Annotated in this window: 15 protein-coding genes; 7 read left to right on the top strand and 8 right to left on the bottom strand. The window is 40.3% G+C overall.

Annotated elements, in window-relative coordinates:
• Window positions 1–637: 637 nt before the first annotated feature.
• Entirely contained in the window at window positions 638–1,324 is a 687-nt protein-coding gene (locus ACYQ2C_RS12865; protein ID WP_460103143.1) for a YitT family protein, read from the top strand.
• Window positions 1,325–1,609: 285 nt separating this feature from the next.
• Window positions 1,610–2,353 (top strand): DUF599 domain-containing protein, encoded by a 744-nt coding sequence (locus tag ACYQ2C_RS12860; RefSeq protein ID WP_460103141.1) that lies wholly within the window; start codon window positions 1,610–1,612, stop codon window positions 2,351–2,353.
• A gap of 372 nt (window positions 2,354–2,725) precedes the next feature.
• Here the strand turns inward: ACYQ2C_RS12860 and ACYQ2C_RS12855 are convergent, their stop codons facing one another.
• The 5 genes from ACYQ2C_RS12855 to rnr all read right to left on the bottom strand — a co-directional run bounded on the left by ACYQ2C_RS12855 (window position 2,726) and on the right by rnr (window position 11,448).
• Complete coding sequence (locus tag ACYQ2C_RS12855; RefSeq protein WP_460115696.1) at window positions 2,726–5,284, bottom strand: efflux RND transporter permease subunit; 2,559 nt, start codon at window positions 5,282–5,284, stop codon at window positions 2,726–2,728.
• Complete coding sequence (locus ACYQ2C_RS12850) at window positions 5,284–5,925, bottom strand: efflux RND transporter permease subunit (protein WP_460115694.1); 642 nt, start codon at window positions 5,923–5,925, stop codon at window positions 5,284–5,286. Before ACYQ2C_RS12850 ends, ACYQ2C_RS12855 begins: the two co-directional genes overlap by 1 nt.
• Before the next feature lie 23 nt (window positions 5,926–5,948).
• Window positions 5,949–7,136 carry an efflux RND transporter periplasmic adaptor subunit gene (locus tag ACYQ2C_RS12845; RefSeq protein ID WP_460103137.1) on the bottom strand — a complete coding sequence of 396 codons (1,188 nt, stop codon included), beginning with the start codon at window positions 7,134–7,136 and terminating at the stop codon, window positions 5,949–5,951.
• A 623-nt stretch (window positions 7,137–7,759) separates the two neighbouring features.
• On the bottom strand, window positions 7,760–8,497 hold the full coding sequence (rlmB, locus tag ACYQ2C_RS12840; RefSeq protein ID WP_460103135.1) for a 23S rRNA (guanosine(2251)-2'-O)-methyltransferase RlmB: 738 nt from the start codon (window positions 8,495–8,497) through the stop codon (window positions 7,760–7,762).
• A gap of 215 nt (window positions 8,498–8,712) precedes the next feature.
• Complete coding sequence (gene rnr / locus ACYQ2C_RS12835) at window positions 8,713–11,448, bottom strand: ribonuclease R (RefSeq protein WP_460103133.1); 2,736 nt, start codon at window positions 11,446–11,448, stop codon at window positions 8,713–8,715.
• Window positions 11,449–12,048: 600 nt separating this feature from the next.
• Between rnr and ACYQ2C_RS12830 the strand changes: the two genes are divergently transcribed.
• From ACYQ2C_RS12830 to ACYQ2C_RS12820, 3 genes are all read left to right on the top strand, one after another.
• Window positions 12,049–13,251, top strand: a complete 1,203-nt coding sequence (locus tag ACYQ2C_RS12830) for an extracellular solute-binding protein (RefSeq protein WP_460103131.1) — start codon at window positions 12,049–12,051, stop codon at window positions 13,249–13,251.
• 274 nt (window positions 13,252–13,525) lie between these two features.
• Complete coding sequence (locus ACYQ2C_RS12825; RefSeq protein WP_460049402.1) at window positions 13,526–13,792, top strand: DUF4404 family protein; 267 nt, start codon at window positions 13,526–13,528, stop codon at window positions 13,790–13,792.
• A gap of 28 nt (window positions 13,793–13,820) precedes the next feature.
• On the top strand, window positions 13,821–14,258 hold the full coding sequence (locus tag ACYQ2C_RS12820) for an ion channel (RefSeq protein ID WP_460049403.1): 438 nt from the start codon (window positions 13,821–13,823) through the stop codon (window positions 14,256–14,258).
• Between the two features lie 712 nt (window positions 14,259–14,970).
• Here the strand turns inward: ACYQ2C_RS12820 and pgl are convergent.
• The 3 genes from pgl to ACYQ2C_RS12805 all read right to left on the bottom strand — a co-directional run bounded on the left by pgl (window position 14,971) and on the right by ACYQ2C_RS12805 (window position 18,908).
• The gene (pgl, locus tag ACYQ2C_RS12815) at window positions 14,971–15,666 is read right to left on the bottom strand and encodes a 6-phosphogluconolactonase (RefSeq protein WP_460049404.1); all 696 of its coding nucleotides are present in this window, start codon (window positions 15,664–15,666) and stop codon (window positions 14,971–14,973) included.
• Window positions 15,663–17,102, bottom strand: coding sequence for a glucose-6-phosphate dehydrogenase (gene zwf, locus ACYQ2C_RS12810; RefSeq protein WP_460103128.1), 1,440 nt, complete (start codon window positions 17,100–17,102; stop codon window positions 15,663–15,665). The genes pgl and zwf overlap by 4 nt, the downstream gene beginning before the upstream one ends.
• 1,191 nt (window positions 17,103–18,293) lie before the next feature.
• The gene (locus ACYQ2C_RS12805) at window positions 18,294–18,908 is read right to left on the bottom strand and encodes a class I SAM-dependent methyltransferase (protein ID WP_460049406.1); all 615 of its coding nucleotides are present in this window, start codon (window positions 18,906–18,908) and stop codon (window positions 18,294–18,296) included.
• A gap of 802 nt (window positions 18,909–19,710) precedes the next feature.
• On the opposite strand from ACYQ2C_RS12805, the gene ACYQ2C_RS12800 reads away from it, so the two are divergent.
• On the top strand, window positions 19,711–21,132 hold the full coding sequence (locus ACYQ2C_RS12800) for an MFS transporter (protein WP_460103125.1): 1,422 nt from the start codon (window positions 19,711–19,713) through the stop codon (window positions 21,130–21,132).
• Between the two features lie 156 nt (window positions 21,133–21,288).
• Complete coding sequence (ggpS, locus tag ACYQ2C_RS12795) at window positions 21,289–23,526, top strand: glucosylglycerol-phosphate synthase (protein ID WP_460103123.1); 2,238 nt, start codon at window positions 21,289–21,291, stop codon at window positions 23,524–23,526.
• Window positions 23,527–23,835: the final 309 nt, after the last annotated feature.

Raw genomic sequence — 23,835 nt, 5'->3', positions numbered from 1 at the left:
CAATTTTCTTTATCAATCAAAGGCTTACAATCACACTGTTGTATAGAAACCTCCGATTAACTCATCCGTGATTTAATCAGAGAACAGAGAATGAAAAGGCAATTCCCAATTTCTTTACAATTTCAATCGCTTACCGTTCTTGAAACAGGCGACACATCGTTGTATCGCGAGAAACTCTAGGTTAATTAGAGTTTCATATACTTCTAAAGACTTCGAATTGTTGACGGTACATCTCTTTTATTATTGATAATCGCCAATAACAAATTTTTCACTGTATTGATCAATCCAAATCTTACTTACTTAACATGCGTGTAAAGCGAAGCTTTAGCTAGTTAATGGTCTATCGGCCGAAAAACTTACAGGTTTAATAAGTTAGCGTATTTAGCTATAGCCACTTTTAATTCTAATTCTGGTTTCGAAAAGTGTTATATATTTTTCGCATTTAGATTCCTCAAATATGTATGAAGAGGTGTACCAAAAGTACGTCTCAGTCAAATCCAACGCCTGCGACTACCCAACTAAGGCAGGATTGGCTATAGATTAGACGAAGATTTGATCTTCATCATAAGCGCTTCAGAATTATCCGTTCTGTTGATGCATGCAAAAATACCAGTGCTACAAGCACCAAGGAATTAAAATGACACCTGCGCGTAAAGAGCGTTATTTAAAAGAATCTCATCGATGGCTTTCAATTCTTGAAGGTTGCTTCTTAGTTGCTTTAGGCATTCACATATTAGCTTCCGCACAGCTGATGATCAGTGGTACCGCGGGGCTTGGTCTTATATTAATTAATATTACCGAGTTATCTTTCGGTCAAATTTTCTTTTTAATTAATATACCTTTTTACATTCTTGCACTCTTGCAGATGGGGCTGGCGTTTACATTAAGAACGATCATTAGTGTTACATTGTTAAGCGGCATCAGTGAAATCTTGAGGTTGTATTTCCACATCAATACCGAACAAGATTTTATGACGGCAATAATTGGCGGCCTATTGGTCGGTTTTGGAATTATTATTTTATTTCGCCACGGGTCATCCCTAGGAGGATTCAATATTATGGTGTTGTTTTTAGAAAAACGTTTTAAATGGCATCCGGGTAAAACCACATTTGTTTTGGATATCATAGTGGTGCTTTTTGGATGTTTTGTGCTCGAATTCGAAAAGGTGTTGTGGTCTATCATCGGATTCATTGCGCTCTCTTCGGTCGTTGGGCGTTATCATCGCCCACCTTTATGGGCAAAACCCTACCCGGCTCAAGTCGCTGACATGCTCGATTCACGTGATGAAGCCGAAAAACATAAGAAATCCGATTCTGATGTTTAGTCAGTATTCAATGTTAGAGAATCATTATTCATACTGAAACAGTAAGTGTTTGAGCAATAATGGTGTTTTGTTGATTAGGTATAAAAGTTGATTTCGTTATAAAATATTCGAAACATTCATTAATCTTGAGATTTTTACGAAACAAAGACATAACGATAATTTCAATAACCATAAGCAATTGAAACTGTTAAAAATTAACGACAACTTTTTCAATTTTTTGTGTGCTGACTGGTATAAAGAAAAGTCAGCCTATTTATAACTCAACAAACAACTTGTTCACATTAAATGACTATCGCTAATTACACCGTTAATTTACAAAACATCGACTGGATAAATCTTGGCTGTCTGATTTGGTTTTTCACCTGTTGGATTGGCTACGCGAGATTTGCTCGACACATGGCCAAAAAGTCTCACTGTATTGCTTCAACCATGCACAGTTTAAGATTGAGTTGGATGGAAGCCATGCTTAAACGTGAGCAACGCATAGCCGATGCATCTATCGTATCAAATCTGGAAAAAAATGTTGCTTTCATGGCCAGTACCAGCATTTTAGTTCTGGCGGGTATTGTTACGGCACTTACTTCTGCGGATCAGGTTAGTGATATGTTATCGAGTATGCATATCTCCGCAGATAACTCTACAGAACTTGTTCAATTTAAATTACTTCTACTAGCATTTATTTTTATTTATGCCTTTTTTACGTTCACTTGGTCACTCAGACAATTTGGTTTTAGTGGCGTAATGATTGGCGCCTCACCGTTATTTTCTAAAGATGCTGATCAGTCGGAATACGAAGTTTTGGTTCGCCATGGTGCTAAAATAATAGACCAAGCGTCACACAGCTATAATTTTGGTTTACGTGCGTATTATTTTTCGATGGCGGCGTTATCTTGGTTTATTCATCCGATATTTTTTGTTATTTCTGTAGCCATAGTTGTTTGGATTTTGTATCAGCGAGAATTTCAATCTAACACGATGAAAGCACTTTTACAGGTAAATCAAGATTTAAAGCAGCTCAATAAGAAGTGAGATTGACGCTTAAATTTTTCTGATATCGCTATTCAATATATAGAAGTCTCTGATTGAATTAGTAGTTTAATCAGAGAGCAGAAATTGTTTATACAATTCCAATTCATTCGCAACGTTAATGACCTACCCTACAACTTTAATGACATATCTTCTTTAAGTAGGTGACGTTTTCCCAAGATCCTGAAAAATCAGGGTTTCCACTACTCGGTGATTGCTTAATTAAATCGCTAGGGATATAAAAAATACAGTTTGCGCAGAATAAAAGGCTGTATTAAACAAGAGGAGGAGCTCGGAAACCTTACCAATATCGTAAAGTTTCCTAGCTAGGGAATGGTACTATCTTGAAAGGCAGTTAGTCTAAGAAAAGACCGATTATGCGGTCTTTTCTGTAGGTGTATCGCTGGTATTGTTCACCGGTACTTTTCGAACCAAACGAGATATTGCTCCGAATATTTTGCCAAACAGAGCTTTGATATCTTCCAAGATTAAGTACAAACAAGGAACAATCAACAAGGTTAGTACAGTCGCAAATAAAACCGATGAGCCTAAAGCAACGGCCATGGGAATAACAAATCTTGCTTGTAAACTTGTTTCAAACATAATCGGCATTACACCAGCAAACGTTGTAATCGAAGTTAACGTAATCGCTCGGAAACGCGCGCAACCAGCTTCAATAACAGCATCTGCAATACTAACGCCTTCTTTTCTTAACTGATTGACATAATCCGTCATTACCAAACTATCGTTAACGACAACACCAGCGGCGGCAATTAAACCGAAGGTTGACATGGTACTTAAATCTAAGCCGATAAAGAAATGGCCCCATAGTGCACCGATAATACTGAACGGAATTACCGACATAATAATGAGTGGCTGAGAGTAGCTCTTTAACGGAATCGCTAAAAGAATGTATACCAACAACAACCCTGTGAAAAAGAACGCCACTTGCTCAATTTGCTGCGCTTGTTGCTCTTCTAAATCACCGCTGAGTTTAGATTTAACATTGGGAAACTTCTTAAATAGCTCGGGCAAAATGTTTTCGCGAATATTTTTACCCACTTCGCTCGGTTCAATTACTTGTTCGTCGATAGAGGCGCCAATATATACACTTCTATAACCACCTTCACGACGAATGTAGCTGATACCCTGAACTTCAATCAGTTCGACAACATCACCTAACATTACCTCTCGGCCAGCGGGCGTTTTAATTACCGTGTATTTTAATGAAGAAAACGCTTCACGGGTGAGCTCTGGATAACGCACCATTACGCGAATTTCGTCGCCATTACGGATAACTCGTTGCGCTTCACCACCGTAAAAACTCACACCGACTTGATTCGCGATGTCCGCTAGGTCTAAACCTAGATCGTAAGCAACCGGGAGTAATCTTAGTTGAACTTCTTTTGATGCTGGATCGATAGTTGAGCTTAGGTCAAACACGCCGGTTTGTTGACTTAGCATGCTCATAAATTCACGACCAGCAGCGTTTAATTCATTGATATCCGCTCCGTAGAACAAATAAGCAATTTCGTTGTTGCCATCGTCTTGATCGTTAACATCATCGAGAATTTTTACCGAACGCATACCTGCAATAACCGGCATTTGTTCACGCCATTTGCGAGAAAGATCAAATGCGTTTAAATCTCGAACTTCTTCGTCAACCAAAGGAATCAACAAACGACCTTCGTCACGAGAGATATTGAACGCTAAAACATCTCGAACAACAGGACGACCATATTCCTCAATAACTTCTTGGTTTACGTTCCAAACCACTTTTTCGATGGTTTGTAGCGCTTCCACGATAGCTTCGTCGGAAGAGTTTTCATTCATTTCTACGACAATACTTGGAAAATCATGAGGCACCTGAGGTGTGGGAATAACACGCACGAGGTTTGAAGTAACAAGCGCTAAACTCATGATAAAAAACGCAATCAGGCTTGCGAAAACCGGCCAACGATTACGAGTACACCACTCAACAACTTTTCTATATTTAACGTTTACAAAATGGTTGAATCGATTATTAAATTTTGCTCGCCAACCATTAGGATTAGGCGGTGTAAAATGAGTGTGTGCCAAGTGTGCAGGTAAAATCAGTTTTGATTCGACCAAGCTGAAGAACAAACACAACATTGAAACCACGGCAATACCGAAGAAAAACGCGCTTTCGGGGCCGGATGACAAGGTAAATGGCGCGAATACAGCCATGGTGGTTAATACACCAAATGTTGCAGGTGTTGCCACCTTACGTGAACCTCTTACAACACTAACTACACCGCCGCCATTTTTTTCAATTTCGGTATATACGCTTTCGCCAATTACAATGGCATCGTCAACGACAATACCCAACACCATAATAAAGGCAAACAAAGACACAATATTGATGGTTACGCCCAGCAATGGCATTAACAGTAATGCGCCAAGGAAACAAATTGGCAAGCCTACCATTACCCACAATGCGAGTTTAAATCGCAAAAAGATGGTCAACATAATCATCACGAGAACAGCACCCAGTGCTAAATTCTCAAGCATCATGTTTAAACGGGCATCCAGATAATAGGTTACATCAACCAAAACTTTTAGCTCGATACCTTCGGGTAATTCGGCATTTTTCTTTTCAATGTATTTGTAAACGCTGTCGGCAACGTGTTCAACACTTTGTGTTTTCGTTGCATTTACATTCATATGTACCGCGTTAAGACCGGAATATTTGAAGTAATTTTCACCTTCTTCAAATCCGTCTTTAATAACAGCGATATCGCCCAATAATACTTTGGCACCGTTGGCACCCAGTTTTACGGGAATATCCAAAAAGTCTTCACCGTGGTAGGCTTGATTTTCAACCCGCACCGAAATAATTCCCGAACCGGTTCGTAATTCACCGGCAGAAATATTGGTGGAATATTCGCGAATAGCCTGCGCAACATCTGCAATTATTTACGTAAAGTTTCAGGCGGAACTTCGATACCAATTTCATACTCTGGCGCGTTTAATTCCACTAAAGCTACGTTTGATAATTGCAGCAGTTCGTCTTGAATTTCTTGCGCAATAGGTTTTAATTCGAAAACAGGTAAATCACCCACCAACGATAAATCAAGTACAGGCTGTTGGAATTCGCGTTGGTAAACAACTAAAGGTTCCATTGCCGCAGGAAATGTAGCAATTCCGTCGACTCGCAGTTTTACCTTGTCTAGAACGTCTGTCAGACTTTCTTCGCTATCAATTTCTAAAGAAACTGAACCGCTGCTTCGAAACGCTCTAGAAATACTGCGTTCAATTTCGGTTACGTCTTTTAAAGATTCTTCTATTTTAACCAGAATACTTTCTTCGATTTCACGCGGAGAAGCGCCCGGATAGGTAGCCCGAATTTCGATTCTGTTGGTTTCGATGTTAGGAAACATCTGCCGTTGCAGAGTGAAATAGCTAAATAAGCCAAGAATAATGACCGTCACCATTAGCAAATTTGCAGCGACGGGGTTGTGAGCGAAATAACCGATTACACCTTTTTTTGAGTCCTCAAAGGCTGCGGCGCTTTCGACATCACTTAAGTAATTACTGTCTTGAATATCAGTCATGTCTGTAAAATCCCGTGATTAACTTAGAGGGAACTCAGATTGGTTTGCGAGTCGGTTTCTGGGCTTTCTGGTGTTGAATCCTGAATTTTTACCGGCATTCCTTTTTGTGGGTACTCCGGTGGTGTAGTGACAATTCGATCATCATCGGTAAGGCCAGAATTAATAATAAAATATTTATCTTCTTCACGAATTACTTGAACGGTTCTTGGCTCTAGTTGAAGATCACTGTTTACCACCCATACCGTTTTATTGTTGACCAAATCTTGCGGTAACTTATAAACATGTGGCAGCGTTTTACCGGCAAACCGCACAGAAACATAGCTGCCAAATTTTAAAACCGGAAGACCAGAATCAATACTGTAAGGATCTTTCACTTCAATGACCAAACTCGACATACGTGTGTCTTGGTCGACAACGCCTAAATCGTGTTTGATAAAACCGTTACGTTCAACACCCTTTAATCCTTGATCAAAGACCGAAACAGGTGTGCCATTTAAGCTTTCTGGTAAAAAGACACTGTCGAATCCTGGGATTGGTGCCACAATTTTTGCGCTTTCAATGTTGTAAATTGTTGCAACCGAAGAGCCTGCAATCAAGAACTGGCCAACGCCGATATCACGGGCAACAACCAATGCATCAAAGGGTGCGTACACTTCAGCATTGGCAAGGTCGCGCTTGGCAGCTTTGAGTTGCGCTTCTGCCGATTTAACCGCGGCTTTTGCGCTTAAAATTTGCGGTTTTCTCAGAAACAGGTCGGTATATTTTTTATTTGGATTACGCTTGGCTTCATCACGAGCAACATCGGCCATAGCTTCTTCTTCTATTAAAGCAGCCTCGGCGGAAATTAAAGCGGCCTCAGCTTGCAGAACAGCGGCTTCATACAGATCTTTTTCGATGGTAAAAAGCAGCTCTCCACGTTGAATCAGTCCACCTTCAATGAAGTTCTCGTGCCAGCTAGTTACTTCACCCGAAACCTTGGCTGAAAGCTGTGTGATTTCTATGGGCTCAACTTCGCCATGAGCGGTAAGTACCATCTGATAGTCTTCGCCGACGGCGTTTTCCACTTTAACGGTGGGTATTGAATCAATAACCGTAGATTCTTCATTTGGGCTTGCCACAGCAACGATTATTTTGGATAAACCCCAACCACCCACAATAATCAAAACAGGTACTGCGATCTTAAAAAATTTTTTTAATCCCGAAGATTTCATAATATTCCCAATTTATAGACAGACGCAGTAACTAACCATTTTTGTAGTCACTGCGTTTATAACTCCAATGTTCAAAACGTTATACTACGAACGGTGATTCCATTTAGCCTTGTCGTAAGGCTTGATAATTAAGTGAGTAAGTTATGAGTACAAGTAAGGTCTTGTGTACCCCATCGACGAAATCGTTTTGTATTGATAACTTGATAATAAAAATCGACGTTATCGAGATCTAAACGTAGAAATCAACATAAACGATTCCTCTTAATCACGAGCGTTTATTAGATTGAACCTATGCTATCGGTGCAAATAACTAACTCTCGCTCCCATCTAAAATCCAAAATCAAATTTCAGTGATCGTTTTAGGACAAATGTATTTATTTTTGGTGATATAAGCACATTCGAAAAAACAATTTTGTTTTATGACTTTGGGTTTTATCTCTAGACGATTAAATTTCTAAAAGGGTTTACCCAGATATACGATTTTAACGTTAATGTGTTGCTATTCATGTTGATATGCTGATTCAAAATCACAAGCTACTTCGACTACCGTGCATATTTTCTAAAGGTTAGCGTTATCAATAGACGAATTATTGACTAATACCGCAAGATAAAAAAATTTAGTCTTATCGACGTTGGCGCACAGCCTCAAACAGAAAAATTCCTGCGGCAACTGAAACATTCAAACTAGACACTTCACCGGCCATGGGCAGTTTTGCTAAATAATCACAGGTCTCGCGCGTTAGACGACGCAGCCCTTTGCCCTCTGCGCCCATTACCAAGGCAACGGAGCCTGAGAGATCCATGGAATATAATTCCGTCTCTGCTTCGCCTGCCGCCCCAATCACCCAAACGCCCTGTTCTTGTAAAGATTTTAAAGTACGAGCTAGGTTAGTTACCGTGATGTACGGAATGGTATCCGCAGCGCCGCTGGAGACTTTTCGGGCAATGGTGTTTAGTGAAGCAGAATTATCTTTAGGCGCAATTACAGCATGAGCACCCGCGGCTTCGGCACTTCGTAAACACGCGCCCAAATTATGAGGATCCGTTACGCCATCGAGCACTAAGAACAATGCTCTGCTACCAACAGCCGTTAATAAGGTGCCTAGACGTGATTCGTCGTAGGTTTCACCGGGTTTGGCGAGTGCAACAACGCCTTGATGATTACCATCAATTTGCTGATCTAAAGTAGCGCGTTTAAGCGTTTGAACAGGAATGGCATTTTGCTCAGCAAGACTTAAAATTTGCTGAATACGACGATCATTACGATCTTTAAGAACACGAAGTTCTACCACCCTATGTGGAGCGGATTTGAGCAACGAATGAACAGCGTGCAATCCAAAAACGGATTCTAAATTAGACAAAGCAAATTCTCTTCTCAATGCAGTAAAGCGCGCATTTTAAAGACTTTTTGCTCAAGCTGTTAATTGAATTCGTATCTGAAACAATTCGGTATTAAAACAAGGCCACGTAGGCAGATTAGAATCTGTTAATCCAAGTCCGCAAATTGACCGTTAATTGCAGGAATAAGTGGCTCCCAAAGTGAGTAGACGACCTCAATATTGAGCCACTTAAGGATTCACGACTTTGGTTTTCTACCTGTTTTAACCGTGCTTTTAGCATTTGACGTTTTTTTCTTACCCGAGGACTTTTTGGGTTGGCCTGCCTTTGCGGCCACGGCTGGCCGTTTTGACGACTTAGATTTCCGACCGTCGGGAGCTGTGTCTACAAAATTGCTCAATTGCAGGGTTGCCCGCTTAGGCTTTGTGCGACTTTCTGAAGATGAGTCTTTTGAGATCTCAGCAGCTTGCTTTTGTTCTTGACGCGCCTGGGCCATTAGGTTCTTTTTCAGCGCTCTTGAATCGCTCGTTGGCGTCTGGCTGGCTGTACGTTTTCGGGCACCATTAGCCGCAGCTGCCGGCTTTTTTCCACCAGATTTACTCTGGCGCCCTTGCGAGTTCATGCCAGCGAGTAGTTTCGCTTTGGGGCTGATTTTAGTGCTCTTCTTACCGGTAGATTTTTCTCGCACTAATTCGAAATCTACCTTGCGCTCATCTAAGTTAACGGCAACAACTTTAACCGCTAGCTCGTCACCCAAACGAAAAACTTTGCGCGTTCTTTCGCCAATTAAACGGTGATGTGCGGGTTCGTAGTGATAATAGTCGCCAGGTAACGCCGTTACATGAATCAAACCTTCTACGTACAGATCTTTAAGCTCAACAAATAAGCCAAAATTGGTTACGGCACTAACAATACCTTCGAACTCCTGGCCGACACGATCTTGCAGATACTCGCACTTCAGCCAACTTACCACTTCTCGCGTTGCATCATCGGCACGACGTTCTGTAAGAGAGCATTGTTCGCCCAATTGCAGCATAGCAGCCATGTCATAAGGATAGATTTGCTCACGTTTGAGTTTTGCGGCGCCTTTGATGGACTTTAAATTTTTCGGTGCTAACTCGACGTATGCCGCTGCATCGGCACTATTACGCAACAAGAACCGAATCGCACGGTGCACCAATAAGTCTGGATAGCGACGAATGGGAGACGTGAAATGTGTATAAGAACCATACGATAAACCGAAGTGGCCCTGATTATCGGGCTGGTATTTCGCCTGCGACATGCTTCTTAGCATTACTGTTTGAATTAGATGCGCATCGGGTCGATCACTGATCAAATCCAAAATGGTTTGATAGTCCGAAGGTTTAGGCTTACCTCGGCCACGCATGGAAATACCGTTGCTGGCAAGAAACTCTCGAAGATTTTCCAGCTTTTCGTCAGAAGGCCCTTCATGAACGCGAAATAATGATTCTAACTCGACTTTTTCAAGCAGTTTTGCTGCACAAACATTCGCGCAGAGCATACACTCCTCAATGAGTTTGTGTGCGTCGTTGCGTTGAACAGGAACAATCTTTTCAATTTTTCGGTTTTGATCAAACAAGATTCGAGTTTCAACGGTTTCAAAATTAATCGCGCCGCGTTGATCTCTTTCTGTACGAAGACTTAGATAGAGCTGATAAAGCTCGTCGGTTACCCCAACGACGTGATGATACTGTTTACGGATACCGCTATTGATATCACTCTTCTGGTCAATCATCTGCCCAACCTTGGTATAGGTTAAGCGCTCGTGAGAATGAATAACGCTCTCGTAGAATTGGAAACCACTGACCTTGCCTTGTGCACTTACCGTCATTTCGCAAACCAAACACAAGCGATCGACGTGAGGATTGAGCGAACACAAACCGTTTGATAATGCCTCGGGAAGCATCGGCACTACAAAATCGGGAAAGTAAACGGAATTACCACGGTTGATGGCTTCTCGATCTAAGGCACTGTTAGGTTTTACATAGTGAGACACATCGGCAATGGCAACAAACAATCGCCATCCGCCCGAGCGTTTTTTCTCCGCGTACACCGCATCATCGAAATCACGAGCGTCTTCGCCATCAATAGTAATAAAAGGCAAATGCCTCAAATCAACGCGTTTACGCTTATCAAGATCATCGACCTCATCGGGTAACAATTCGGCTTCGGCAGATACATCTGAAGGCCAGATGCTCGGAATACCGTGACTTCTTATTGCTACGTCGATTTCCATGCCCGGTGCCATATGGGCGCCTAGCACTTCAGTGATTTCACCAGTGGGCAAACTGTCTTTACTGGGCTGTTGTAGAATTTTTACGACAACATACTCACCGCGCTTAGCACCGCAGAGCATTTCTTTGGTTACCATAACGTCGTGGGTCAGTCGAGGATTGTCTGGGCGTACAAAATGGATTCCAGACTCGCTAAAAACGCGACCGACAATTTGCGTCGTGTTGTGGGTTATAACTTCAACAATGGTACCTTCTTTACGGCCACGTCTATCGCGTCGGTCGGCACGAACTACTACTTCATCGCCATCAAATACTGCGCGCATTTGGCGATTGGCTAAATAGACGTCTTCACCGCCTTCATTGTCGATAACAAAACCGTAACCATCTTTGTGCCCTTGAACGCGTCCGCGAATCAAGTCCATTTTACTGAGTGCGCCAAACGCGCCGCGTCGATTACTGATTATTTGTCCATCGCGGCTCATAGCAATTAAACGCCGGCGAACGCCTTCGACTAAATCTTCATCGGTAATCGCCAAAACCTCACACATCTGCTCGTGGGTAATGGGGCCCTGATGATTAGTTATTACTTCAAGTAGGTATTCGCGACTGGGGACGGGATTTTCGTAGCGTTCGGCCTCGCGGGTAGCGTGAGGGTCGACCGCGGGTATTGATGTGCTATTAGAATTGTTGTTTTTATCTACAGTTTTTTTTCTGGGCAAAATTCTCTTTCCATTTACGTGTTTCTGCTGTTTTCTCGTCGAACATTAAACGAACACTTGAGCGGTAATGTTTCCCAGCAGTTCATAACCAAACGCTATAGCGTTGGCGGTTTTCTAGATGTTTAGGGCAAAATACCAAAATAACAATAAGTAATTGTTGCTGTTTGTGGTTATTTAAAAGTAGCTATACTGTCAGTCTTAGCATATATACGTAAAACTACTGCATAAAGTGCTTATTAGCCAGTTCTTTGATCGATTAATCTCTGCGTGATATCGAAAACGTTCCAGATTATTATTCACACTAGACAAAAATAACGTACAAATAGGCTCCGGTCGTGTGAGTAAAGGATCTCTTCGTTGATCGTGGAATTTAACTCTGAAAAATTTATATTTTTTTGATTATTCAATCAAAAAATCAAAAACATTTTAAAGAATCATTGCACCCTAAAAAATATACGCTAGAGTATCGCGTTTTCGCGAATTTATTTGAAGTCCGTCAAACATTAAACCGTAAAAATCCATATATTCCCGCTAACTTGAGCAAATATTACTCTAGTAGGCATAAAAGGGTTTAAATTGCGCGCAAGGAGATTTAACGACATGAGGAAGCTAGGTTTTTTAACCGCTACTTTTTTAGCCTCGATAAGTTTAAACACAATCGCTCAAGATGATTCCAACACTCTGAGAGTCTACAACTGGAGTGATTACATCGGCGAAGGCGTTGTCAGTCAGTTTGAAGAAGAAACTGGTATCGATGTCATCTATGATACTTATGACAGTAATCTTGAAGTTGAAGAAAAAATCAACCTTGGCGGCGGCAATTACGATGTCGTGGTACCTTCCCTTGATTTTATGGCCAAGCAACTTCGGCGCGGATTATTTAGACAGATCGACAAAAGTAAATTAAAAAATTACAGCGAGCTTGATCCAACGTTTTTAAAAAATATTGCAAAACTCGATACCGAAAACGCCCATGGCGTACCTTATATGTGGGGCACAACCGGTTTCGGCTACAACGTAGAGCAGGTCCGTAAAATTCTTGGACCTAATGCGCCGGTAAACTCCTGGGACCTAATCTTTAAACCCGAAAATCTAAAAAAATTGAGTGCTTGCGGTGTATCGTTCTTAGATGAACCCACAGAAATGCTTTCAATTGGTTTAAATTACCTGAAAAAAGACCCCAATTCTGAAGAAACTTCAGACTACCTAAATGTTGCTGGTGACTTTTTCAAACAATTGTCTCAGTACGTGAACGTATTCGATTCCGCAGATTTTCTGGACAATCTTTCTAACGGTAAGATTTGCGTTGCTATTGGTTGGAGTGGTGATATTTTCCAAGCCATGGCTAATGCCGAAGAATCTGATAACGGTGTCAAAATCAAATATGTTATTCCAAAAGAAGGCACAGTTTTTTGGGTAGACATGCTGGCCATTCCCGAATTAACTCGTAACGAAGACGCCGCGCTTAAGTTTATCGACTTTTTGCTTCGTCCCGAAATTGCTGCAAAAAATACCAATTACATTTGGTATGCAAATGCCGTTACTAATTCACTTCAGTATGTAGATGACGAGATCAAAAACGATCCTACCATCTACCCTACTCCCGATATCCAAGCCAAGCTATTCCAAAGTAGCCGCCGCAGTATTCGTATTCGCAGAACCATTGAGCAATCTTGGGGAAATGTAATATCTGAATACCTGCGTTATCATCCAGAGCCATTTAATCCGGATAAACTTGACCACAATACGCAAAATTCCGAAAAGCTTTGGCAAGATGCTTCTGAGAACCTGTTGCAGAAATAATCCAATGTATTCTTCAAGGCCGCGTAACTGCGGCCTTTTTCGTTAATGCACTTCAATAATTCGTAACCTCAAAACCGACAAACAATCCTCGCACATCTAATTCAGTTTTATTCTTAAGAATCTCTCTATCTAAGCTTTGAATTCTATCAAGACCTGTGAATGTGACCATAAAATCGGAGTCGCTTGGTTTAGAATCATTTAACCAAAGCCAAGCACGGTGTGGTAATTTCTGATAATCTACCGCTAAAATAAGTGATAGACCGGAGTTTTACTTATGAGCAACAATAACGATAGTTTAATTGAGTTGAAAGCAGCCTTAGAAGCGGAAAAAAAAGCATTAGTACACGCTCAAACTGATCAGCATTTAAACCTCATCGACGAAGTTTTAACAAAAATGAACGAACCCGTTCTTAGTACGGACCTCGACGAAGGATTACTTGAACATTGGAATCAAAAGACTGCCGAGCTAGAAACCGATCATCCTGATGCAGCGCGACTTATTCGTGAAGTTATGGATATTTTGGGAAAAATGGGCATTTAAACTAATTTAGAAGAAATATCGTTAAATCGTGTTAATTTTACTGATCAATAGTATTGTTGTTTCTCTTACGGTTATTATTCATTACGAAATTTTACGATTTTTATTTAAAAAATTACCCCTACTCGCCGTTCGACCTCGCTTAAAAATAGTTCTAGGTGTACTTGGTAATATGACAGCGCATACCATAGAAGTTTGGGTTTTTGCTGTGTTTTATTATGGACTATTGCAATACGATGGTATTGGCGAGTTGCGTGGTAATTTTGATGGTTCGTTACTCGATTGCGCATACTATTCATTGACCAATTTCACTTCTTTAGGAACGGGCGATATCGAACCCTTTGGTCCTATTCGATTTTTATCGGGCATCGAAGCACTTTGTGGATTGGTATTAATTACTTGGTCGGCCTCGTTTATGTTCTTAGAAATGCAAAAATATTGGGCATTTGAATTCGATAGCAATAAATAAACTCAATTTATTTACCGCCTTTTAAAGACACTTGTCGTGGCCTTTTAAAGGCACATGCGGCATTTGATAATTCAGTAGTTTTTAACTCGTCGTAAATATCTATTCCATCTTTGACATTATCGGAACCTTTGATTAACGCATCCATGTATTAGTCAGGTGGCAGAAATTCCTATCCAATAATCGATCACACAAACAACGTTTTTTGTAGGTAAACTGCTCCTGTTGGGTCAAAACTGATATTGGGAAATAATTCAGAAAAATACTGAGAGCAAATTTAAACTGTCCACAGTCAGAACTCGACGCGGCATTATAGGTTAAATCTCAGAACTACAGTTTTTCTTGGCGGCGTGTTCTACAATGCATTTTGCGTTCGCCAAAGATATTCTTGTCGAGATCGATGACTTCTCTGAATAATGAATTACGTTACTCGCTGAATAGTCTCGTAATTCATTTAGTATTTTGACCACACCATTCAATACGTAAATTTGCAGAGCGACTGACTGCTAGGCTTACGCTATTTTTTATCAATAATTAATTCAACTGCTAATAAAAAACTATTGGAACCTCTGATTAACTCATCCATGATTTAATCAGAGGACAGAAATTGAAAATGCGATTTCCAATTTCTTCACAATTTCAATCATTTACCGTTCTTGAAATTGGCGACACATCCTTGTGTCGCGAGAAACTCTAGGTTAACCAGAGTTTCCTATTACGACTGTGAATAATAAACTGATAAAGGCGTTATTTTTTGATGAATAAAATAACTGATAGGTAAATTAGGGTTAAGTTCTCGAGCTGCTAAATCAAAGATATTTTTCTTGGTTTCACCGACAAAATGCAACAGTAGATTTTTAGTGTTTAACAAACGTTTTCTGGTTTGGGTCAATCGTAATGGTTTAACGGTAACTGGATTGGTTAAAAGTACATTAAACATGGTATCAATGTTAAGCGCTTGATCGCGTTCAATGGCTTTCGGAAATATCGATGCTGTATGTCCATCTTCACCAAGACCTAAAATAACGACGTCATAGGTTTCACATAAAACTCGATGATTAATAAAGCGTTGATGACAATTGAGTTGCGATTCGCCCTGAATGTATAAGGGTACAAAATTTACCTCTTTTGCGAGATTTTGCATTAGAGTTCGTTTGACCATGCCAGCGTTACTGTCGGGATGAGACTCCATCACACAACGCTCATCGGCCAAGGTGACATACACACTGGACCAATCTAAATCCTGTTCGGATAGATTGTGTAAAAATGCCTGTGGCGTGTTCCCACCGGATAGAATCAAAGTCGCTACACCTTTGCTTTCAATGGCAGCTGTAAGTGACGCTACGACCTTTTCGGTAAGATTTATTTCTAATTCGTGGCGGCTGTTAAACTCGTTAAATTCAAAAGTCATGATTCTAAAGTGCTCCAGTGACGGTCGTCATGGGCCATCATCACAGCAGCATCGACCGGGCCTGCCGTGCCGGCTGCATATGACTGAACTTTCATGCCCGCTTTTTGCCATTGTTCAATGATTTGATCAATCCATTGCCAAGAGGCTTCAACTTCTTCTGCGCTTACAAATAAGGTTTGATCACCCTTTAATACTTCGACCATTAATCGAGCATAAGCGTCGTAACTGTATTTTTTTCTTGCTTCAGGGACTGTTAGATTCAATTCCACTTCTTCAAGTGTTAACTCTTCAAGCCCTGGTTGTTTACGTAAAAAATGCAACGTAATACCCTCGTCAGGCTGCAACTGTATACGCAACTGATTTGGACTCATTTCGTGCATTGCTCCAAAAATTACATGCTTTGGTGGTTTAAACTGAATCAAAATTTCGGACTTATGGGTTTGCATACGCTTGCCAGTGCGCAAATAAAACGGTACTCCCGCCCATCGCCAGTTATCTATTTCGGCGCGCAGCGCCACAAATGTCTCAGTGTCCGATTTATCGGCTGAATTGAGTTCCTCATTATACGAAGGAACAACCTCACCCTTGACCGAGCCTTCTGTATACTGGCCGCGTACGGTAGATTTTTTCACATTATCGGCAGTAATTGGCCGCAAACACTTCAAAACTTTGAGTTTTTCGGCGCGAATCATAAACGGATCACGACTTGCTGGTGGCTCCATCGCTACCAAACAAACAACCTGTAGAAGATGATTTTGCACCATGTCGCGAAGTGCACCGATATCATTATAAAAGTCTTTTCTTCCTTCCAATCCAACGCGTTCGGCAACGGTTATCTGAATATGATCAATGAAGTTATTACTCCAAACCGCGCCAAACATGATATTCGCAAAACGCAATGCCAATAAATTCTGTACTGGCTCCTTACCTAAATAGTGATCTATGCGATAAATCTGATCTTCTGAAAATCCATTACGCATCTCTGCGTTTACGCCAAGGAACGTCTCCAAACTTGAACCTAGTGGTTTTTCTACTACCAGCCGTGTACTTGGTTTAGCAAGTCCTGCTTCTTTTAAAGATCTACAGACTGCACCAAAGATTTTCGGTGGAATGGCAAAATATACAATGACTGAACTGGTTTCATCACAATTCTGTTTGAATATTTCTAACGTGCTGGGATTAGTAGCATCACCTTGTAAACAGGTGATCCGGTCCTGAAAACGCAGCCAAGCTGTTTCAGAAAACGTTGCTTGTGACTTAAGCCAAGGCAACATACGTTCCAGAAGATCTTCTCTACTGGCCAGCGCCCGAGACACGCCAGTAATCTTCCCCACATCAATCAGCTGATCAGCTACTTCTAAAGCAAATAACGCCGGATAAAGCTTACGTAAAGCTAGATCACCGTCGCCACCAATGATCAGTATTTCATGGGTCATGAAAATAAAACCTTCCTTAAGGTCGTTAACGTCAGTCTAGACTAAATTTTGCTTATTAAAGAAAAAATTGATTTTATCGTCGTCAAACGATTGGCTCTGAATAAATACCTCTAATTCGACGATGCTAAGACACCTAACCACAATAATGAATGAGAATCTATAAGAACCTATGATTAACTCATCTCTGATTTAATCATAAGATAGAAATTGACAATGCGATTTCCAATTTCTTCACAATTTCAATCACTTACCGTTCTCGATATTGATGACACAGCGTTGTGCCGATGAAAACTCCGGGTTAATCAGAGTTTTCTATAATTGCTTCAGAGTTATCCACTGCACAACTTAGTGTTTATAATAAAAAATGGTACAATTAATTTCTTGGCACGAAAATAATTGCAGTAAAAGTACACGTTTAAAAATAATTTAATGGTTAAGGTATATACTTTTTGAAAAAGCATTACTTTAAAATTGACGGAAATAAAAATAATCAAAAAAATAAAAGGGTGTTATCTAACAAACGGATTTACGTACTAAACTCGTTTAATGATCACTCTAACTGAATAAATTCGTCTCGAATGTACAAAAAAATGAATGTGATACTTTACATGTGTAAGTTTGATCTATTTGCTAGAAAATGGTTGCTAAAAAACAAGTGGTTAACACGGATTCTCCGATAAATCACCATAGTCAGTGGTTTTAATACTGTCGAGAACGACTCTGGTTTTTTTGAGCTTATTGAGTTACAGAAATAGCGGGTCAAACCATGAGTATCTATCTCCACCCTTGACTAGACGATAAGTATCTCTCTGGATAAATACCTTTGATTAACTCATTCTTGATTTAACAGGATTTAAATAAAGGGCAAAAATTGAAAATAGGATTTTCAGTTTCTGCACCATTTAAATAATTCACAACTCAATAATCTACAACTCTAGAGGCCGATGATGCATTCCCGCCTACCGAAACTCACGGTAAAAGTGCATTTCCGTAATTGTTTTAAAGTCTAAGTATAAAACTAAATTACATCGACTTATTTGTTCTTTCTATTGGATCCTCTGATTAACTCATCCATGATTTAATCAGAGGACAGAAATTGAAAATGTGATTTCCAATTTCTTCACAATTTCAATCACTTACAGTTCTTGAAATTGGCGACACTTCCTTGTGTCGCGGGAAACTCTAGGTTAATCAGAGTTTCCTATTGTCTATCTCTAGCAAATAGCCATTGTATTTTTTAGGCGAAGTAATCGACCAAGAGATTAACTTACCGCCAAATGCTTTCTTACATTTTTTTGAGAGCTTCATAAAGGGCGATCTTCCCGGATCTGCGATAATTATGCGTTCAACTCCATTTTCAACGGCATTACTAATCACCGTAAACAAAGGATTTACTAAGTCGTCCCAAAAGCAGATATCTCCGCCGGCCATGAAATTTTGTTTTTTTAATAAAGTTGAATCAATATCTTCATATCGACAAGTTTTGGTAGTTATTTTTACCGAATTCATTGCAGCATGAACTCGTAAATAAGGGAAAACCCACTCGTCTGCGTCTACTGAGGTAACTTTTGCTTTAAATGTTTTTGCACAAAATATGCTTAACATGCCCCAACCACAGCCAATATCAAGTACTTTCGACCCTTTGTTTAACGGATCTTGATTAAGGTAATCCATAATTAAAAAACTTGATGACCAGACTTGATAACCGTGGATACTGGGTTCTGGCAGCGCTTGTTTTAGATTGGCCAAAGTCGGACTTTTTTTCGATAAGGTATAAATACCCAGTACTTTTTCTATCTCGCTCAACGTGCTCTCCAATCTAAACCTAAGAAAACCTAAGAAAACCTAAACCTAAGAAAACCTAAACCTAAGAAAACATAAAAACTGACAAATGATTAAATTTACACCCAAATGAGCGCTAATTGTACGCAATATCGTTCATTTGAGAATTAACATCAATAAGCCTACTGTATATGACGAACAATAGGCTACAAGCATAAATAAGACATATTAAATTTTAAATGCATTGCATGATAATATTTAAAATCTCCATCTAAAAAAATTCAATACGTCACTTACATTCAACACCAATTGAAAGTGGAATTAAGTATTGAGAAAAGCACAAACATCGAATACCTACTTTGACGAAATTACAGTTTATTCAAATTAGAATGATTTTTGTAAAATTTACAACTCGAAGGTTAATTCTATAAAAACATCTCAAATATTGACGGGTTTATTTTCATCCCCAACCTCTGCAACACAAAATTAAAGTGCTATTTGCGCCACAATTAGAACTTCGTACTCTATTTTTCGTCATTTAATAGATAAAATTAAAATACAATTTTTATTGGCACGTTAATCGCTTTAGTCATTACATGCATACGAATTTTTTTATGTAATTGTTTCATAACAATCGTAGTAAGCATTTATAGGTTAAGTATAATCAGTCCAGTATACGAGCAGAGCTAAACAGTTGTTCGTTGTAGATTGAAGAGTGCTCAAGTATGAAAGAGCGTTTTTCAAGCTATTCTATAGAAAAACTCGTAGTCAACTCATGTTTTGAATTGATTGTCTTACCACTCAAATTGTCAAAAATCACATTGTTATGGTTCCACTAATTATTCCAATTGGCGCACTTCTCGCCGGAGTTGCGTTATTACTACTTGGCACAGGCTTATTAAATACAATTCTAGCGTTAAGAAGCAGCATTGAAGGTTATAGCTCTACAACCCTAGGTTTGATCATGTCGAGCTATTTTGCGGGGTTCTTTGTTGGTACCTACTTAGCCCTACCAATCATCAGCCGTATGGGCCACATCAGAGCTTTTGCATTTTGTGCTGCCATTGCCGCAGCAACAGTGTTAGCTCATGAGATATTCGTAAACCCAATCGCATGGATGGTATTACGCGTATTTACCGGTATTTCTCTCGTTATTTTGTATACAGTGATTGAAAGTTGGTTAAACGGACAAACACCCAGTGAACAACGCGGCAAAGTGTTTGCCATTTATATGACCGTAAACCTTGGCGCTCTTGCAGTCGCCCAGCAGTTGCTGCGTATCGATCCATCCATTACTTTTTTGCTGTTTGCAATTTCAAGTATTTTAATTTGTTTGAGTTTGACACCGATAACGTGGACTCGAATGAAACAACCCGAAGTTACCGATATTTCACGCATAAAATTATCGCAGGTATTTAAAGCGGCTCCAGTTGCTGTGTTGAGCTCTGCTTTTTCCGGGTTAGCTATGGGAGCATTTTGGGGTCTAGCTGCTGCATATGCTTCTAAAATAGGATTCCAAAGTTCTTCTGTTGCAACTTTTGTTACTTGCGCCATTGTTGGTGGTGCTGTTTTCCAATTCCCTTTGGGTAAATTCTCAGACGGCCAAGATCGACGAAAAGTTATTTTTATCATCAGCGCTGCGGCTGCCGTCGTAGCTTTGTTGTTGTCTGTGATATCCAGTTTGCCCTATGCAATGTTTGTGGTAATTGCTGTCTACGGCGGCCTTGCTTTTGCAATTTACCCTGTTGCGGTAGCGCATCTGGTCGATCACCTTGATGCAAAAGATATGCTTGGAGGCAGCAGTCAACTGCTGTTAATCAACGGTATTGGTTCAATGATGGGCCCTGCTTTAGCTGGCCAACTTATGGAAATTTTCGGGGTAAATAGCCTGCCGATATTTTGGTCTGTTGCCTTGGCGATATTGGCCCTTTCAAGTTATTGGTTTATCGCGCGCTCAAAACAAGAAAATCCAGAAGATCATAACGCTGACTTTGTTCCGATGCTTCGTACATCGCCCATGGCATTTGAGATGTTGCCGCCAGAACAAAACGAAGACGGAGAAATTATCGAAGACTCAACCTCGGTATGGGGCGGCAATGATATAAGTCACAACCCAACTGAAACCGATGAAAATCTAGACATTGATCAAACTGAACTGAGAGAACCAAATAATTCCGAGCTAAATACTGATTTTGAATCCGATGAGCTCGACACACGGAACAACCAAAAACATATCTCAGATCACTAAGAGCATTATTAACTTAAAAGATAGGATCTTTTTAAATACTGCGATTGTTTAAATTCTGCAGTAGCCAAAGAAAAATTTTTATTGCGTAAATCGAATACTATTTTGTATTCATATTTCTGAAGTACAGAAATACTCAAATAGCTGTAGGAGGCTTAAATGTTACTTGCCACTGATTTAGACGGTACATTTTTAGCAGGAGACTCAGAAAAACGACACCAGTTGTACCAACTTATTTCTCTTCACCCTGATATCGATTTGGCATTTGTTACCGGTCGTGGGCTTGAATCGGTTTTACCCTTGTTATCCGATCCAACCATACCTCAGCCCGACTATATTATTTGCGATGTTGGTGCGACCGTAGTTAACGGTGAAACACTGCAACCCATACAACCAATTCAATCCGATATAAATTCACGCTGGCCTGGAGAGTGGAAAATTGAACAGGCTATGAGTGATTTCCCTCATGCTGTCCGTCAAGACGTACCTCAAGAACGTCGCTGTTCTTATTTTTGTGAAGCATCGGCGTTGCACGAAGATTTCGAGAAAATTGCTAAGAGTTTTGATTGCGATCTACTCTACTCCGCCGGTCGTTACTTGGATTTTTTACCGAAAAACGTTAACAAGGGTGCAACACTAACAGCCCTAGCTGAACACCTAGAAATACCAAAAGACGATATTTTAGTAGCCGGTGACACATTAAACGATTTATCTATGTATGAGCATGGATTTATGGGCGTGTGTGTGGGTAAATCAGAAAAAGAACTTCTCCAACAGACCGATGGCTACGATAATGTCTATCATGCAACCGCATCTGGATGCGGAGGCATTATCGAAGCTATTGATCATTTTGGATTTTTGAACGCAAAAAAAGCCATTTCATCAAATCAACAATCTGCTTTTTTAGGTGAAGCAGAGTTAGTTATTGTTTATCACCGTTTGCCGTTTGAAGAATTTATTGATGACGGAGCGGTTAAACAGCGAAACCCTAAATCACCTAACGGTATTATTCCTACGTTGTTAAGTTTCTTTAGTGACGGCAAAAAAGGCTCGTGGATTGCCTGGACGACGCTTGCAGATGAAGTTGAGAATTATCAAGCAAAGACCACCGTCGATGATGAGCTCTACCCTAACCTAACTGCATCTAGGGTCACGCTCAGTAAAAACGAAGTGGATATTTTCTATAAGCAATTTTCGAAAGAAGCTTTTTGGCCAACTTTACACACATTTTGGGAACAAGCCACTTTTCGGGAAGATCACTGGAAAGTATTTTTAAAGGTAAACAAAAAATTTGCCGAACAAACTGCCAAAGAAGCCGCCAATGGGGCCTTGGTTTGGATTCACGATTACAATCTTTGGATGGTTCCCGCTTTTTTACGAGAACTGCGACCAGATTTAAAAATCGCTTTTTTCCATCATACGTATTTTCCGTCGGCAGATGTATTTAATGTGTTGCCTTGGCGACGAGATATCGTTGGCAGTTTATTACAATGTGATTTTGTTGGTTTTCACATTCCTCGTCAGTCAGAAAACTTTTTAGATGTCGCCCAAGGTGTAACGCCGTTGACCGTTAAAGAACGCAACAGCTGTGCCCCTCGTTTTTTAACCTACGGCTGTGCTGTGGGTGTTGACGAAATGACAACGCTCATTGAGGTTAATGGTCGAGATATTCATTTGGGCGCAATGCCTGTCGGACTCGACTTAAAACGTATCCACAGAGCTTTGGATAACCCCAAATTCTTAGACAAAACCAAAGCATTGGAAAATGCCTTAGGTAAAAGCCGATTAATTTTATCGGTTGAAAGGCTAGATTACACCAAAGGAATTTTGCAAAAACTGGAAGCTTTTGAACTGCTACTGACCCAACATCCCGAACTGAAAGGTCAAGTGACTCTTTTAACCATCTGTGTTCCAGCAGCAAAAGAGATGACTATTTACCAAGACCTACAGACGCAGATTGAACAAGTGGTGGGAAGAATTAACGGCCGCTTTGCTAAAGTTGGCTGGACACCCGTGCAATTTTTCTTTCAAACATTTCCGTTTAATGATTTGGTCGCTTATTACAGCATGGCCGATGTTATGTGGATTACACCTTTGCGTGACGGACTTAATTTGGTCGCAAAAGAGTTCATAGCCGCACAGGGACTAACCGATGGTCGAGGCGTACTAGTGCTATCAGAATTTGCTGGTGCGGCTGCGGAATTACGAGGTGCCCTACTCACCAATCCACACGACAAGCACGATCTGGCAGCAACTTGTTTTCAAGCGCTTAATATGGACAAAGACGAAGCCGCCTCAAGAATACGTGAAGCTTTTTGGGTGGTTGATCGCTATGACATACAAGCGTGGGGACGAGAGTTCATGGAAACCATGAAAAAAGTAGACGATAAAGCCTAAATAGCAGCATCTTAAACCGCACAATTTTGTGCGGTTTTTTTTACCTAAAATTCAGATTTACTTAGAATCTCCAGCGGTAAAGGGGCATATCGCCAACTTCAAAAATGATCAGTGATTGAACTTGTAAAGAAGTTGAAAATGGTATTGCCAATTTCTGACCTCTAATTAAATCACCGAGCCCTTAATTAAAAGTTGTTATATTAAGCAACACAATCCTCTATCACCGATCTTCTCAGTAAAATCTTCTAGCTTCGTTTCATACTCAACAACACTCTGCATGGTAAATAAGCGACTTAACGCCGAATGTTG

This window comes from Sessilibacter sp. MAH3 (assembly GCF_054658275.1).
This window is presented reverse-complemented; position numbering and strand designations above follow the sequence as displayed.

Excerpts from the sequence above, each read along its gene's own strand:
- zwf (WP_460103128.1), bottom strand. The coding sequence starts at position 17,102 with ATGACCCATGAAATACTGATCATTGGTGGCGACGGTGATCTAGCTTTA.
- ACYQ2C_RS12830 (WP_460103131.1), top strand. The coding sequence starts at position 12,049 with ATGAGGAAGCTAGGTTTTTTAACCGCTACTTTTTTAGCCTCGATAAGT.
- ACYQ2C_RS12860 (WP_460103141.1), top strand. The coding sequence starts at position 1,610 with ATGACTATCGCTAATTACACCGTTAATTTACAAAACATCGACTGGATA.
- ACYQ2C_RS12850 (WP_460115694.1), bottom strand. The coding sequence starts at position 5,925 with ATGACTGATATTCAAGACAGTAATTACTTAAGTGATGTCGAAAGCGCC.
- ggpS (WP_460103123.1), top strand. The coding sequence starts at position 21,289 with ATGTTACTTGCCACTGATTTAGACGGTACATTTTTAGCAGGAGACTCA.
- pgl (WP_460049404.1), bottom strand. The coding sequence starts at position 15,666 with ATGACTTTTGAATTTAACGAGTTTAACAGCCGCCACGAATTAGAAATA.
- ACYQ2C_RS12845 (WP_460103137.1), bottom strand. The coding sequence starts at position 7,136 with ATGAAATCTTCGGGATTAAAAAAATTTTTTAAGATCGCAGTACCTGTT.
- ACYQ2C_RS12800 (WP_460103125.1), top strand. The coding sequence starts at position 19,711 with ATGGTTCCACTAATTATTCCAATTGGCGCACTTCTCGCCGGAGTTGCG.
- ACYQ2C_RS12865 (WP_460103143.1), top strand. The coding sequence starts at position 638 with ATGACACCTGCGCGTAAAGAGCGTTATTTAAAAGAATCTCATCGATGG.
- ACYQ2C_RS12825 (WP_460049402.1), top strand. The coding sequence starts at position 13,526 with ATGAGCAACAATAACGATAGTTTAATTGAGTTGAAAGCAGCCTTAGAA.